This is a genomic window from uncultured Ruegeria sp. (assembly GCF_947504215.1).
GTDB lineage: Bacteria > Pseudomonadota > Alphaproteobacteria > Rhodobacterales > Rhodobacteraceae > Ruegeria.
Genome location: NZ_CANNGO010000017.1, coordinates 21,914 through 35,497, shown reverse-complemented (window position 1 = coordinate 35,497; position 13,584 = coordinate 21,914). Strand labels below are relative to the sequence as shown.

The following is a 13,584-nucleotide window of genomic DNA, read 5'->3' as shown; positions in this document are numbered from 1 at the left end:
GGCTTTCAAGGGTACTGAGTCGGGAGACTATGTGCGAGCCGCTTCGAATTCTGTCCAGGCCTTTTCGAAGGCGTCAAAGTCAAAACCTTCGACCCGCGCTGGATCGAGAACAAGCTTTTCATTTGCTAGTAGTGTGTGAATGGCCGCGGCCAAATTGGGAATGTCAGCGTTTGGGATGACCAACGCTCCATGGCGGTCGGCATGAATCAAATCTCCGTCTTTGACGACCATGCCAAAGACACGAACAGGCGTTCCAATTTCTCGAACGTGAACAAAGCCGTGGCTGGGACCTATTGAACCAGCGATGACCGGAAAGCTCGGAGGTAAATCTCCAAGATCGCGCATGACACCGTTTGTCAGTGCGCCGGACAGGCCAAAGCCCTTGTGCACGGTCGTATTGATCTCACCCCAGAAGGCACCAACGGCGTTTTGGCCGTCCAAGTCTTCGACCACCGCAACACCAGGGCGTGGTCCTTCTGCCATGTGGCGATAATAATCCATGCGGCGGGCTTTGATGACATCCGCCGGTTCCGTTGGTGGGTTTACGGCGGCGATGCGGGCGGTTCGTGCATAACCGACAATGGCTCCGGCGTCGGGGTCGCTGCACAGCACTGTGCCTTTTGTGAACCGGTCAAAGCCACGTCCGCCTTGTGCCACTTCGATTGCATTGCATACGGTGGGCGTGTCAACCTTTCTCAGAAGCGTCAACAGATCATCGTTCATCATCAACATCCTTTAGCCAGTGGTGCAGGGCCTGCGTGGTCTCTGCGGGTTTTTCCAATGTCGGCAAATGTCCTGCGCCATCAATGATCACAAGTTTGGACTGGGGCAGAAGATCGTGCATCAATTCATGCCGCGCTATCGGGCAAAGCATGTCTTCGCGGCCGCACAGCACCAACGCGGGCTTGTCGAACTGGCGCAGAGTTTCGGTTTGATCCAGACGATCCCGCAGCGCGATTGACTGCTCGCAAAACACCTGAGGCCCCAGCTCCAATGCCATGTCCATGCACAGGTCCAGGATTTCGGCCCGATTGTCGCCGTGGCTCAGGTAGTTTGGTTTCATTTCATCCCGCATCACGCTGTCCAACTGGCCCGCGCGCGCGCGCTGGATTTGGGGCCCGCGACGGTCCTGAACCTCTTTGATTTCGGCCAATGGGTTTGTGTCAAGCAAAGCCAATCCGGTAACCTTTTCCCGAGCCTGGCGCACGATTTCCATCGCAACGATGCCCCCCATGGAAAGTCCACACAGCGCAAAACGCACGGGCGCTTGCTCTAACACGCGTGCTGCGATCCCGGCCATTGTTGTGTCACCTGACAATGCCGGAACTAGAACGGGGCGCTCGGTAGAAAATACCTCGATCTGTGGTGTGAACAGCCGGCCATCACACATCATGCCCGGCAACAAGACCAGAGGTGTCATTCACGCCCCCGAAACGGATGCGGCCCCTTCCGAGAGAGCAGCAAGCTTGGCATAGGCAATTGACGGATCGACCGCGCCAAAGCCTGCGAAGGTCCCAAACCCGCAATCGCTGCCAGCAATAACCCGCTCGGTGCCGACGATGTTAGTAAAGCGTTGGATACGCTGTGCTACAAGCTCAGGGTGTTCCACGAAATTCGTGGTCGTATCCACGACGCCGGGCACCAAAACCTTGTCATCCGGGATGTCATCTTTGCGATCGCGGAAAACCGTCCATTCATGGCCGTGGCGGGGGTTGGACGTTTCGAACAGCACATATCGTGATTTCGTGGCCATCAGCGTATCAAACATTTTGGACATCGGGATGTCGCACAGGTGCGGGCCCTCGTAGTTACCCCAGCAGATGTGGATCCGAACACGATCAGCCGGCACGTTTTCGAGGGCGTGGTTCAAGGCATCCACATGTGTCTGCGCAACCTTGACGAATTCGTCATCTGACAAGTCGGTGAAGAGCATATGGCGCGACAAAGCGAGATCTGGGCAGTCCAGTTGCACGTCCAACCCTGCGGCGACGATCGTCTGGTATTCCTCTTTCATCGCGTCGGCCAGCGCTGTCAGGTAGGCTTCGCGCGTTTTGTAAAAGTCATTCTGCAGGAACAGGGAAATCACGCCGGGGCTTGCCGCATTCATAAATCCGCGCGACACGCCGTGCTTGGCCATTGCTACTTTCAGGTTCGCAATGTCCTTGTTCAGCTCATCCTGCCCTTTCGAGCGGACCTCGCCGGTGCACATGGGCCTGGCATATTGCGGGGTGCCACCCTGATCCGCCAATCGCTGCAGGAAGCTGGGGAACAGCTTTAGGTCAGCTGGTGCGTTTCTGGGGCTATCGCCCGAAAACCCGGTGTAGCGATCTTTGACATAAGTCGCATAGCTGATCTTGGAGGTCTCGCCATCCGACACGATGTCGATCCCGGCCGACTTTTGCTGCTTGACTGTGTCGGACACTGCCGATGTCATGCAGGCATCAAACGCCGCCGTGTCATAGGGTTCTTCACGTTCACGGGCAAAGATGAAATCCACCACCTCTTGTGTGCGTGGCAGCGAACCGACATGTGTTGTTTTTACTGGCATGGAAATCTCCTTAAATCTTGCGGGCCATCAATACGGTGTGGCGTTCCGTTTCAGGGTCCATGGCCAGGAACCCCGTCATGCGCAGCCCGTTTTCTTCAAGACAAGAGGCATAGCCCGCAGGCGAAAGCGACGCGTGATACACCAGTTCGGTACCAACCGTGCCGTGTGTCTCACCCGCACCGGGACCGACGGTCAGCATCAACATGCCGCCAACGCGCAGATGACGCGACATGCGGGCGATACAGTCTTGTTGTTCATCTGCAGTCAGATGGAAAAAACTGTTCCAGGCGATGATGCCGTCGAACAGCTGACCCAGTTGGAAATCGCGCATATCCGCCTGAACCCAGTCGCCTTCTGGCCAACGTTTTCGTGCAATCGTCAGCATGGCTTCGGAAAAGTCGACGCCGGTGACGGTGAACCCTTCGGCCTTGAACCAACGTGCAATCGGCTCGCCGGTGCCACAACCCAAATCCAGAACATGATCGCCCGGCTTCAAGCTTGCAGTGAAGCGCGTCAACCAGCGCGCTTCAAACAACGCGCGCGAGCGTGTTGCATCATATGCAGCGGCCTGTCGCTCATAGACGGCGTAGGTGTCTTGGGGATCGGCGCTCATCCTGTCCAAGTTGCTCCAGCCGGATCATTGGTTGCGGTGATGCGGTACATTCCGGCATGGCCCGTCATTGATGGCGCGGCGCTGTAGCTTTCTCCCGGCAGCACCAGTGCGGTATCTCCGCTTGATATCGTCGTCTCATACCCGTCGACGGCGATGCGCCAGTGTCCGCTGGCGGGCATCAGAACAACCGGTTTGTCGGCCTTGACCGGCGCGGTGATGCTGGACCCGCGCCCAAGGAAATCGACCTCGAACCCCGGCTTGTCTTTGATCACCCCATTTTCGCCAATCACAACAGCGGGCTTGCCGGCAGACAATGCCATCAGATCCCAGTAGCGGGCGACGTATTTGCCCACAACCTCTTCTACAGGAACCTCCGGGAACGCCTTCAACTGCTCCTTGGTCAACAACGGCATCGGGTGCACGTTGTGCGGCAGTTCTTCGCCCTTCTTCGAGTCATACAGAACGCCATTGTCACCCAGCATCAGCCCGTGCGCTTGCGCGTCTTCGATCACCTGAGGTGCCCATGTGACACCGCCACCGGCATCGTCACCGCCCAGGATTGCCATGATCATCCCATAGTCTTGGCCGACGTTTTCGAAGCCGCGAAAGATGCCGGTTGGAATGTTGAAAATATCGCCTTCTTCGGCAATGAACTCACCCGCTGTGCCGTGCAGGCCCCAGAAGAACCGCCAGCGACCTTTGGCGACGAAGAACACCTCGGCCGTGGTGTGACTGTGCAGTGAATTCCGGCAGTTCGGTGGCTGACCGGCCGCACCGATATTGAAACCGATCTTGTCCGTGATGTGGACATGTTGATCGGGGCTTTCGGAGACGCCGCCTCCGATGATGGTAAAGTTCTCTTTTTGGTCCGACCCCGGGGTGTGGGCGTCAATGAAAGCTGTCTTGCAGGGTTTCAACTCGCCATAGCGGACGATGCGTTGTTGAATGTTGCTCATGTCAAATCTCCTTGGAATTGGGGGTGTTGGGATCACACCCCGCGCCCCGGAGGACGATTATTCAGCCGCCGCGCCCGCAAACTGGCACGATGCGCGTGAAAGCGTCGCGCGGCCTGGCTGGCATCCAGATATGCAACCTTATAGGACACTCAGACATCCCCGGTTTGCAGAAGGATTTGTTTCCAGATGGCAACGTCGTCATACAGGCTGAATTCCCGGCGGAGCCCCCATGGCCCAAATTCGGCATGTGACATGCCCATGATGTGAACGTTGGCACTGGTTGGTCGACCAAATGCGCCCCATCCATCATGTACCCCGTCCAAGGACCAGCGGATCGCCGCCCGAGGGGGCATCATTCCGCCCTCCATGCCAATCTGGTGATGGATTTTAAAGGTCGCGTTGGGGAATGACGAGCGGAGGCCGACCCAGAACCGGCTGGCAGCCTCTCGGCCGATGGCCTGTTTGGACCCGGCATATTCACCGATCACTGCCCGATCATAGTCCGCGAGGATGTGATTGAAATCCTTATTCATAATCCGGGTCAATGTGTCTGCATATTGTGCGCCCCAGGCATTATCATTGCCGGTTCCATGGTACCCGCCGTCCACATCGATGTCTGGTGTGAAAGGTCGTGCGGCCCTTTCCGGCCCGCCTTCGGCGGCGATCAGGTCGCGGGTATAGTCTTTCGGCTCGAACCCTAGCTGGCGCACCAGGCCACCATAGTCCCGAACAAGCCATTCATCATAGATGGTGTCGCCCTTTGCGGCACAATCAGCGATCACGCGAACGGTCCATTTTCGACCGCTGGCTTTGCCGAACTGGCCGTCCTGCAAATGCGTGGCAGTCGTCAGCAAACGGTGCGACGACAGATACCCGTGCTGTTCCGAATTGGACCATATCACATCTTCGGCCATCAGCTGCCTGTCCGGAAACTCGTGGCATGTGGCCATCGTGGCCGCGATAACGCCCTGATTGCCCCGGCTAAGACCCATGGGTGTCCGCACTGGAATTTCGGGTGCGTAATAGCGGTTCAATGTCTCGGTCCCGCGATCTTCCCAGATCTCTTTGGTGATGCCGATGATGTAGTCCGGAAAGTCTTTCCACTTTGTTGCGTATGTCATGTGGTGAAACCTTTTGGCTTTCTGGCCGAACCCCTGATTTTGAGGGGTCCGGGTATCTGAATGCGTTCCGAGGCCGCGCCCCGTTCAATTCTGGCAAGCAAGACATCAACCGTTGCCGTGACCATCTTGTTGATGGGTTGGCGAATGGTTGTCAGGTCGTAAGCGGGCCACGCCGCGATCGGGACATCGTCATAGCCGACAATGCTGACGTCATTGGGAACCGACAGCCCCAGTTCAAACCGCAACGTGTCCATAACAGCAAAAGCCATATGATCGTTGCCGACAAAAATTGCGTCTGGCCGGTTCGCAACACTACAAAGCTTTCGGGCAATCGCCGACGCCTCTTGCTGATTGTACTTACCGTCTTCGACAGTGAATGGCGCAAGATCGTGTTCTTTCAACCCTTCTACAAACCCACGCATACGCTCCAGGCCGGTTGAGGAGTCCTGCCAGCCCGAAATATGCGCTATCTTCTTATGCCCGGCAGAGGCCAAAAAATGAGCGACGGCACGCGCGCCTTCGACATTGTCCGAGGTCACCTGCGCCAGATCTCCGGTTTCCTGCCCTCGGTTGAACATGATCACAGGGATACCAGCGTCGTCGCAGCGTTTGGCAATGTCGTTCGACATGTCGACCGAGGCGGTGATGATTCCGTCAACCTGATAGGACATCAGCTCTTCGACGATCTGGCCGACGCTATCGTCGTTCTTGGCCATAAACAGCAGGATGTGATAGCCGCGTTCCTTCAGAGCGCGGTCCAGATACTCTAGCGCCATCGGGTAGAATTGGTTTTCCAGATAGGCGACGACCACACCGATCACCCGGCTTTTACCCGTGATCATCGCGCGCGCCAGAGTGTTTGGGCGATACCCCAAATCCTCGGCGGCCTTCATGACTTTGTTACGGGTTGTTGCTGACGCCGATGCGCCGGGGGTGAAGACGCGGCTGACCGCCGACTGGCTGACACCGGCCCGGCGCGCGACGTCAGATGATGTGACCTTATCCGCCATCAGCCTGCCGTCCATCCGCCATCCACCAGCAATGCCGTGCCGGTCACAAGGCTTGCCGCTTCCGATGCCAAATAGACAGCAGCACCCGTCAAATCGCTAAGTTCGCCAACGCGCCCGAGCTTTATCTTGTCTTCAATCCAGGCCCGCCGTTCGGGTATGGCCAGTGTTTGCTCACCCAAAGGCGTGCGGATGAAGGTTGGGGCGATGGTGTTGACACGTATGCCAAGCGGGCCCCATTCGATCGCCATGGCTTTGGTGAAGCCTTCAACCGCGTGTTTGGTTCCGCAGTAAACCGCCCGGTCGACGCCCCCGACTTGCCCCATCTGGCTGGTAATGTTGATCAGGCTGCCCGGCTTGCCTGCAGAGATAAGGCCGCGGGCCACAGCGCGGGTCAGGAAATAGGCGCCTTTGAAATTCAGGTCACTGACAGTGTCGAAATCAGCCTCGGACGTCTCGACTGCCGGGGTGTGGCGGGCGAGGCCGGCGGAATTGATCAGAATGTCAAACGGGCCAGCTGCGTCTAGGGCAGCTTCGGTTGCAGCAACATCCGCAACGTCCAATGCCAGAGGGTGACTTTTCCACCCTTTGTCGGCGAACGCTTCCACGACTTCGACCAGTTTGCCTTCGGATCTGGCGGCCACAGTCACCTCGGCGCCATGACTGGCCAAGGCAGTTGCGCAGGCGAGACCTATCCCCGAGGACGCCCCGGCAACCAAGGCACGTTTGCCATCAAGACGGAAGGACGGGGCAGGGGGTAAGGTCATCAGGCTTCTCCAACAGGGAACGGTACGCGTCCCGGAACACGGGCCTTATTGAACTCGCGCAATCGTCGAAAGACGTCCACCCCTAACTGCCTGTATGCATCCAACAGATCGACCAGAACCCAGTTTTCCCGGATACGCCCATCCGAGATGCGCCAGAAGTCCAGGCTGCGCATGGTTATTTTTGTGCCCGATGGTGCAATGCCCATCCATCCATCATGGGTGACGGTTTGAACCATATCAGGCCAGCCGGTGACACCGACATAGGGGCCATCTCCGAAGAAGTGATAGGTGATTTCGTCCAGGTATTGCCCACGATCTGGCATGCCCGACAGAAAAGGAATCTGGTGCCAGTTTCTGAACCCCCGAATGCCCCGGCTGGTGCCAATACCGGCGGGGCCATACCAGTTCATGTCTTCGTGCCAAAAGCGCGACATCTCCATCACGTCAGGCCCACCTTGCGATGGGTGCCGCTTCATGTGGTTCAACATATCGACGATCAGGTTGCGGCTGGCGTTGCTCTCAGTATCGGCTCGAACAGGGCGAGAGAGCCCGTCGCCTGATGCCGGGCCGGGGATGAATATCTCGGCCCCCAGCGACGGTGCCATTGGCCAGGCCCCAACCTGCATCATCACTTCCGGCAAATCCCAGATCATCTGCATCTCAACGATCTTGCCGTCAGCGACGCGGTAGTACTCATGAAACCGCATATGCGCAAAGTGGCCTGATGGCGGTATATCCCAAAAAGGCACGGCGAAGGTGCCAACATAGTGCCCGCCGCAACCAACCCAATTGCTGCCATGCTCGTCTTCACCCGACATAACAAGCCAGTCGCGTCGCTCGACATCCGGCCATGCCTTGCGCAGCGGGTTCAGCACGTTTTCAAAGAATGCTTGCGGGCAGCTCTGATCACCAAACGGATGGCAGCAATGGAACACAGCATCTGGCGAGAAAGACGTCTCCAATGCACGCCGAACCGCAGCATCGTCCCAGTCATAAAGCGCGCGGCGCAATGGGGTCAGCAATTCGCGGTTGGCGTTGTGGAGTTCGGGCATATGGGGCTACTCGGCAGCTTCGACGGGCAGGGCGGGTTCACCGTAAGGAACATTGCGTCCGCCATAGCGTCGGACGCGGATATTGCATTGTTCAGCATGGCCAACAAAGCCTTCCAACATGCAAAGGCGCGATCCATATTCGCCAATCAAAGTCGCTGCCTCATCCGTTGTGACCTTTTGATAGCTGTGTGTTTTCAGAAACTTGCCAACCCAAAGACCGCCCGTATACCGCCCGGCCTTTTTGGTAGGAAGGGTATGATTGGTTCCGATGACCTTGTCGCCATTGGCCACGTTGGTGCGCGCGCCAAGGAACAAGGCCCCGTAGGAGTGCATGTTCTCCTGATACCAGTCATCCCGGTCGGTCATGATCTGTACATGCTCGTACGCCATGTCATTAGCAACTTCGAGCATCTCGTCATGCGTTTCGCACAGGATCACGTCTCCATAGTCCTCCCACGAGGCGGACGCGGTTTCGTGTGTTGGTAAGACTTTCAGCAACCTGTCAATTTCCGAAAGTGTGTCTTCGGCCAACTTGGGGGAATTCGTGATCAGGCATGCAGGTGAGTTGTAACCGTGTTCGGCTTGTCCCAATAAATCCGTGGCGCACATCTCGGCATCTACGGTGTCGTCGGCGATTACCATCGTTTCGGTTGGCCCGGCGAACAGATCGATCCCGACACGACCAAAAAGCTGCCGTTTGGCTTCGGCGACGAAGGCGTTTCCGGGTCCAACAATCATATGCACAGGATCAATAGATTCCGTACCGATAGCCATTGCGCCGACCGCCTGGATGCCACCCAGAACGTAGATCTCGTGTGCTCCGCCCATGTGCATTGCCGCGACAATTGCCGGATGTGGGGCGCCATCGACCGGCGGTGCCGAGGCAACGATACGCGGCACGCCTGCGACTTGTGCCGTCAGAACGGACATATGAGCCGACGCCACCATCGGAAATTTGCCACCGGGGACGTAGCAGCCGACGGACTGCACAGGTATATTCTTGTGGCCCAGAACAACACCGGGAAGTGTCTCGACCTCGATATCCGTCATCGAGGCGCGCTGAGCTTCTGCAAAACGTCGTATCTGCGTCTGTGCAAAGCGAATGTCTTCCATGTCGCGCGCCGACACCTTTTGCATCGCCGCTTCGATTTCAGACGCGCTTAGACGAAACGCCGCAGGGCTGTAGCCATCAAACTTTGCGCTCAGGTCGCGCACAGCGGCGTCGCCCCGCGCTTCGATATCCGCCAAGGTGTCTTCGACAACCCTACGCACCTTTGCATCATCCTCGGCGCGGGCTTCTGCTGGCTTACCGGATTTCAGATATTGGATCGTCATGTCTGCCTCCTAGGCCGCAGGTTGTGCGCTGAAATCAACGGGCATCTCATGCCCCCATCCTTTGCCGCGAAAAACGTCTCCGCCAAGCTGCTCGACGATGCTGGCAAAATCGACCCGCACGATGTTTTCCGCGATCTTGGTGTCTTCGATCCGCCAGAAATCGATGTATGGCACACGTATCTTTTGGCCGGTGGCCTTGATCCCCATGAAATCGCGTTCAAGTGTAGCGTTGCACGCGCCGAAACAGGCGGCCCAATCGCCGGTTTGCATGAAATGCGGGCTGACGAAATCGCGGTTGCCAAAGTGGTCGCGGAAGGGCTGGTACCAGCCACTTTCAAACTCCTTCAACCCGTGTTTCAGACCGCAGCCATAGTTGGCGTCCCAGACAAAATCTTCGTGGAAAAACTCGGATACATCCACGTCGGAACGCTGTAACGCAGCCTCCATGTCCTGCACCACCTTGAGCGGTTCTGCCGTGGCACCCCGGCCCTGCTTGCCGCGCCACAAGCGGGGCGTGGGCGGGTCCAGCCGGTCCCAGCCCTGGCCTTCGAAGACGTCCCAGCCGAGCTGGGCCGCGACGGAGGCCAGATCCACATTCACCTTATTATAGGCAATCCGCCCGTCGCGGATCTGCCAGAAGTCGATATAGGGCACGCGCAGGGGGCGGTGGGTGGCGGCGATGCCCATGAAGTCACCCGTATGGGTCGCATGGCAGGTGCCTATACAGGCGGCCCACTCGCCATCTTCAAGCCAGAGCGTTGTGTCGAAGCGGCAGTCGCCAAAGGCGGCGTGGAAGGGACGCCGCCAATTTTCTTCGAAATCCCGCAGGCTGGACTTGCGGCCACAGCCTTCATTGCCGTCCCATATGAAATCCGCGTGGAACCAGGGCAACAAGTCGGGCTCAGATCGTCCCAATGCCCGCTCCATGTCCTGCACCAGATCGAGAACCGCGCCCATCACGCGACCTCCTGCGGCATGGGCGGCTTAGCCTCGCCGCGATCAAAGGCTTCCCAACCGTGGCCGTTGAACACGTCATGGCCGAGCTGTAACAGCACATGCGGGAAATCGACCATGACCCAGTTGTCGACGATCTTGCCATCAACAACTTTCCAAAAATCCATGTAGCGGATTTCGACCCGTCTGCCGGTTGGGGCGATCCCCATAAACTCGCCAGAATGCGTGGCCTCCTGACGTCCAAAGGCCGCCGCCCACTCGCCCATGTAGAGGCGCGCCTCGTCGACGCAAACCTTGTCTGAGAATGCGGCTTGGAATGGCCGTTGCCAATTGTCCTGAAACTCTTGCAGGCCGGTTTTGGTGCCGCACCCAAAATTGCCCATCCATCGGAACCCTTGGGTGAAGAAATCTCCGATATCGTCGATCCGGTGATCGTTAAGGCCATCAACCATGCCTTCGATGACTGCCCAGGTTTCGTCTGTTTTGCCCATGTCCGTGTCGCGGCTCAGCACGGCTTGTTCGGGGCGGGAACCTTTCACGTGGAGTCCTCCGTCGTGTATTTGTGTGTCTCAACCAAATCGATGTTATGGCTTTGACATTTGCGACCAGCATTGTTTCTACCAACACCTGATAATCAGGGTGCGATTTGACCCGTGGCGCGTTAATCCATCCGCTCACCGCTTGTGGCATCAAAAAGATGACAGATGTCTGGGGCAATGCTCACAGCGGTCTGATCGCCGATTTCAGCGCGGTAGTCTTTGGCCGCACGTATCGACGCAATAGTGCCGCCGATTTTCAATGTCGCAATGGTAGCATCCCCCAGCAATTCGAGAGAGTAGAGCGGTGCCGCCGACGTTCCGTTGGGGTCCAGCGCGGCATCTTCCGCGCGGAAGCCAAGTGTGACCTTGCCCTCATGCGTGCTGGATAGCCCGCTTATCGTTACATTTTCGCCCGTGAAAGTTCCGCTGGAAATCTGCCCTTCAAGCAGATTCATCGCCGGGCTGCCGATAAAACTTGCAACGAACGTATTGGCAGGCCGGTCATAGATTTCGGTCGGGGTGCCGACTTGCTGTACCACGCCCTTGCTCATGACAACCACACGGTCGGCCAAGGTCATGGCTTCTATTTGGTCGTGGGTCACGTAGATCGTTGTGACTTGCAGCTCGTGGCTGAGGTTTTTGATCTGATGGCGTGTGGAAACCCGCAGTTTGGCATCAAGGTTTGAAAGCGGTTCGTCCATCAGGAATACGTTGGGTTCGCGAACAATGGCGCGGGCCAGTGCCACGCGTTGCCGTTGACCACCTGAAAGCTCAGCTGGACGGCGGTGCATAAACTCCGTCAACTCAACCATTTCGGCTGCACGCGTTACCCGCGCGTCGTGGGTTGAGGGGTCAGCTTTGCGAACTTTCAGGGGGAACCGAATATTCTCATAGACATTCAGATTGGGGTAGAGCGCATAGCTTTGGAACACCATCGCCACATCCCGATCTTTTGGATCCAGATCGTTGACCACCTGACCGTCAATGATGATCTCACCTTCTGTTACGTCTTCCAGGCCCGCGATCATGCGCATGGTGGTTGTTTTCCCGCAGCCCGATGGGCCGAGTAAAACAAGGAACTCCTTGTCGGCGATTGTCAGGTCAAAATTCTGAACTCCGACAAACGATCCCCAACGCTTGGAAATGTTATTCAGCTGAATTTCCGCCATTCCGCTTCCACCTCTTGCATGCGTGCCCATAAAATGTGTCAGTGAATGCAAAATTTGGCAAGTAGTACTTTGAAAAAATCTGTGAAACGGAGCTCTGAAGCTGCGATATTTACGGTAATTAGCTGAAAATAATTAGAAACCTGCCAATATGAGGAATATCTTGTCTTATGGATAATTATTGGCATAATGATGAATGCGAATGCAAAATAATACTAAACACGAATCATAAACGAAGCAGGCGGCGGCCTGCACAACAGGGTCCAACCGGAGGGTTCTCAATATGACTTTAATGAAAAGTTTTGCGGCCGGAGCCGTGGCGGCGCTTATGGCGACCGCAGCTTATGCCGAATGTGAAATCAGCAGCGGGAACGTAAATGTTCTGGCAAACGACTTCCCGGCGCTCAAAGCCATCACCGGAACTGCCGCTGAGTGTGCAAGTGGTGGTGCAACGATTTCGGCCAACCACAACAAGGACTTCCGCAATATCACAGTTCAGGCACTGACGCCGAATCCGGCGGAATACACCTCGGTCATTGTCGCGAATTCTTCGATTGTTCCTCTGCTAAACGAAGGTCTTTTGCGTCCGCTTGACGATCTGGTCGCCAAGCACGGTCAGGACATACCCAAAAATCAACTCATTACCATTGATGGGAAGATCATGGCGATTGCCTTCATGGCCAACGCCCAGCATCTGTTTCTCCGTCAGGACGTTCTCGATCAGGTCGGCAAACCGGCCCCTGCAAGCTGGGAAGAGGTCGTAGAAACCGCCCAGGCGATCAAGGACGCGGGCATCATGGATCACCCGTTCGCATTCCTCAGCATGTCTGACTGGAATCTGGGTGAAGAATTCGTGAACATGTATCTTGGTCACGGTGGAGAGTTCTTCAAGCCGGGAACGGCTGAACCTGCGATTAACAATGAACAGGGTATCGCGACGCTGAACATGTTGAAGGAACTTGTTGCGCTGTCGAACCCGGACTTCCTGACGTACAACACCGCGACGGTGGTGCCGATCTGGAAATCGGGTGACATCGCAATCGCGCAGCTTTGGGGCTCAAGCGGTGGCGAACTGCTGAGCGGCGAAGGCGCGGAAGAGGGTGTGGCCGAAAACACAGTGCTTGTTGGTGCCCCGACGGTTGCTGGCGGTTCCACGCCCGCCTCTTCGCTGTGGTGGGATGGTTTCACCATCGCGAAAAATATCTCGGATGAGGATGCCGAGGCGACTTTTCTGGCGATGATGCACGGTACGTCGGAAAAGATGGTCACAGCAAACAATGATGCTGCGGTCTGGCTGATGGAATCTTACGTACCGGGACCAGCGGCAGCTGGTGTTGCGGCGACGGCGTCGGCAGGTGCAGAGCCCTACCCGATGCTGCCCTACATGGGGTTGTTGCATCAGGCAGTCTTTGAAGAACTGCCCGACTTTCTGCAAGGCAATGAAAGCGCTGAAAAGACACTGGCAGACATCGAAGCCGCCTATACCGCTGCGGCCAAAGAAGCCGGTTACCTATAAGAGTCGACTC

General features: G+C 56.9%; 14 protein-coding genes. 1 reads left to right on the top strand and 13 read right to left on the bottom strand.

Annotation, left to right across the window (positions count from 1 at the left end):
• Window positions 1-27: 27 nt before the first annotated feature.
• The 13 genes from Q1B21_RS20595 to Q1B21_RS20535 all read right to left on the bottom strand — a co-directional run bounded on the left by Q1B21_RS20595 (window position 28) and on the right by Q1B21_RS20535 (window position 12,061).
• A complete protein-coding gene (locus Q1B21_RS20595) occupies window positions 28-723 on the bottom strand; it encodes an RraA family protein (protein WP_299892738.1) in 696 nt (231 codons plus the stop codon).
• Entirely contained in the window at window positions 713-1,420 is a 708-nt protein-coding gene (locus tag Q1B21_RS20590) for an alpha/beta hydrolase (protein ID WP_299892736.1), read from the bottom strand. The genes Q1B21_RS20595 and Q1B21_RS20590 overlap by 11 nt, the downstream gene beginning before the upstream one ends.
• Window positions 1,421-2,548: a cobalamin-independent methionine synthase II family protein gene (locus tag Q1B21_RS20585; protein WP_299892734.1), complete on the bottom strand. Its 1,128-nt coding sequence runs from the start codon at window positions 2,546-2,548 to the stop codon at window positions 1,421-1,423. It lies immediately after the preceding gene.
• A gap of 10 nt (window positions 2,549-2,558) precedes the next feature.
• Window positions 2,559-3,161, bottom strand: coding sequence for a trans-aconitate 2-methyltransferase (locus tag Q1B21_RS20580; RefSeq protein WP_298937501.1), 603 nt, complete (start codon window positions 3,159-3,161; stop codon window positions 2,559-2,561).
• Window positions 3,158-4,117, bottom strand: coding sequence for a cupin (locus tag Q1B21_RS20575; protein WP_299892731.1), 960 nt, complete (start codon window positions 4,115-4,117; stop codon window positions 3,158-3,160). The genes Q1B21_RS20580 and Q1B21_RS20575 overlap by 4 nt, the downstream gene beginning before the upstream one ends.
• Window positions 4,118-4,266: 149 nt before the next feature.
• Window positions 4,267-5,238 carry an ester cyclase gene (locus tag Q1B21_RS20570; protein WP_299892729.1) on the bottom strand — a complete coding sequence of 324 codons (972 nt, stop codon included), beginning with the start codon at window positions 5,236-5,238 and terminating at the stop codon, window positions 4,267-4,269.
• Window positions 5,235-6,263, bottom strand: coding sequence for a LacI family DNA-binding transcriptional regulator (locus tag Q1B21_RS20565; protein WP_299892727.1), 1,029 nt, complete (start codon window positions 6,261-6,263; stop codon window positions 5,235-5,237). The genes Q1B21_RS20570 and Q1B21_RS20565 overlap by 4 nt, the downstream gene beginning before the upstream one ends.
• A complete protein-coding gene (locus Q1B21_RS20560) occupies window positions 6,248-7,012 on the bottom strand; it encodes an SDR family oxidoreductase (RefSeq protein WP_299892725.1) in 765 nt (254 codons plus the stop codon). Before Q1B21_RS20560 ends, Q1B21_RS20565 begins: the two co-directional genes overlap by 16 nt.
• Window positions 7,012-8,064, bottom strand: coding sequence for an ester cyclase (locus Q1B21_RS20555; protein WP_299892724.1), 1,053 nt, complete (start codon window positions 8,062-8,064; stop codon window positions 7,012-7,014). Before Q1B21_RS20555 ends, Q1B21_RS20560 begins: the two co-directional genes overlap by 1 nt.
• 6 nt (window positions 8,065-8,070) lie before the next feature.
• Entirely contained in the window at window positions 8,071-9,399 is a 1,329-nt protein-coding gene (gene hisD / locus Q1B21_RS20550; protein WP_299084602.1) for a histidinol dehydrogenase, read from the bottom strand.
• Between the two features lie 9 nt (window positions 9,400-9,408).
• Window positions 9,409-10,356, bottom strand: coding sequence for an ester cyclase (locus Q1B21_RS20545; RefSeq protein WP_299892721.1), 948 nt, complete (start codon window positions 10,354-10,356; stop codon window positions 9,409-9,411).
• Window positions 10,356-10,892 carry an ester cyclase gene (locus Q1B21_RS20540; protein WP_299892719.1) on the bottom strand — a complete coding sequence of 179 codons (537 nt, stop codon included), beginning with the start codon at window positions 10,890-10,892 and terminating at the stop codon, window positions 10,356-10,358. The genes Q1B21_RS20545 and Q1B21_RS20540 overlap by 1 nt, the downstream gene beginning before the upstream one ends.
• A gap of 122 nt (window positions 10,893-11,014) precedes the next feature.
• The gene (locus tag Q1B21_RS20535; RefSeq protein WP_299892717.1) at window positions 11,015-12,061 is read right to left on the bottom strand and encodes an ABC transporter ATP-binding protein; all 1,047 of its coding nucleotides are present in this window, start codon (window positions 12,059-12,061) and stop codon (window positions 11,015-11,017) included.
• Between the two features lie 280 nt (window positions 12,062-12,341).
• Here Q1B21_RS20535 and Q1B21_RS20530 point away from each other — a divergent pair, with 280 nt between their 5' ends.
• Window positions 12,342-13,574 (top strand): ABC transporter substrate-binding protein, encoded by a 1,233-nt coding sequence (locus tag Q1B21_RS20530; RefSeq protein WP_298937512.1) that lies wholly within the window; start codon window positions 12,342-12,344, stop codon window positions 13,572-13,574.
• Window positions 13,575-13,584: the final 10 nt, after the last annotated feature.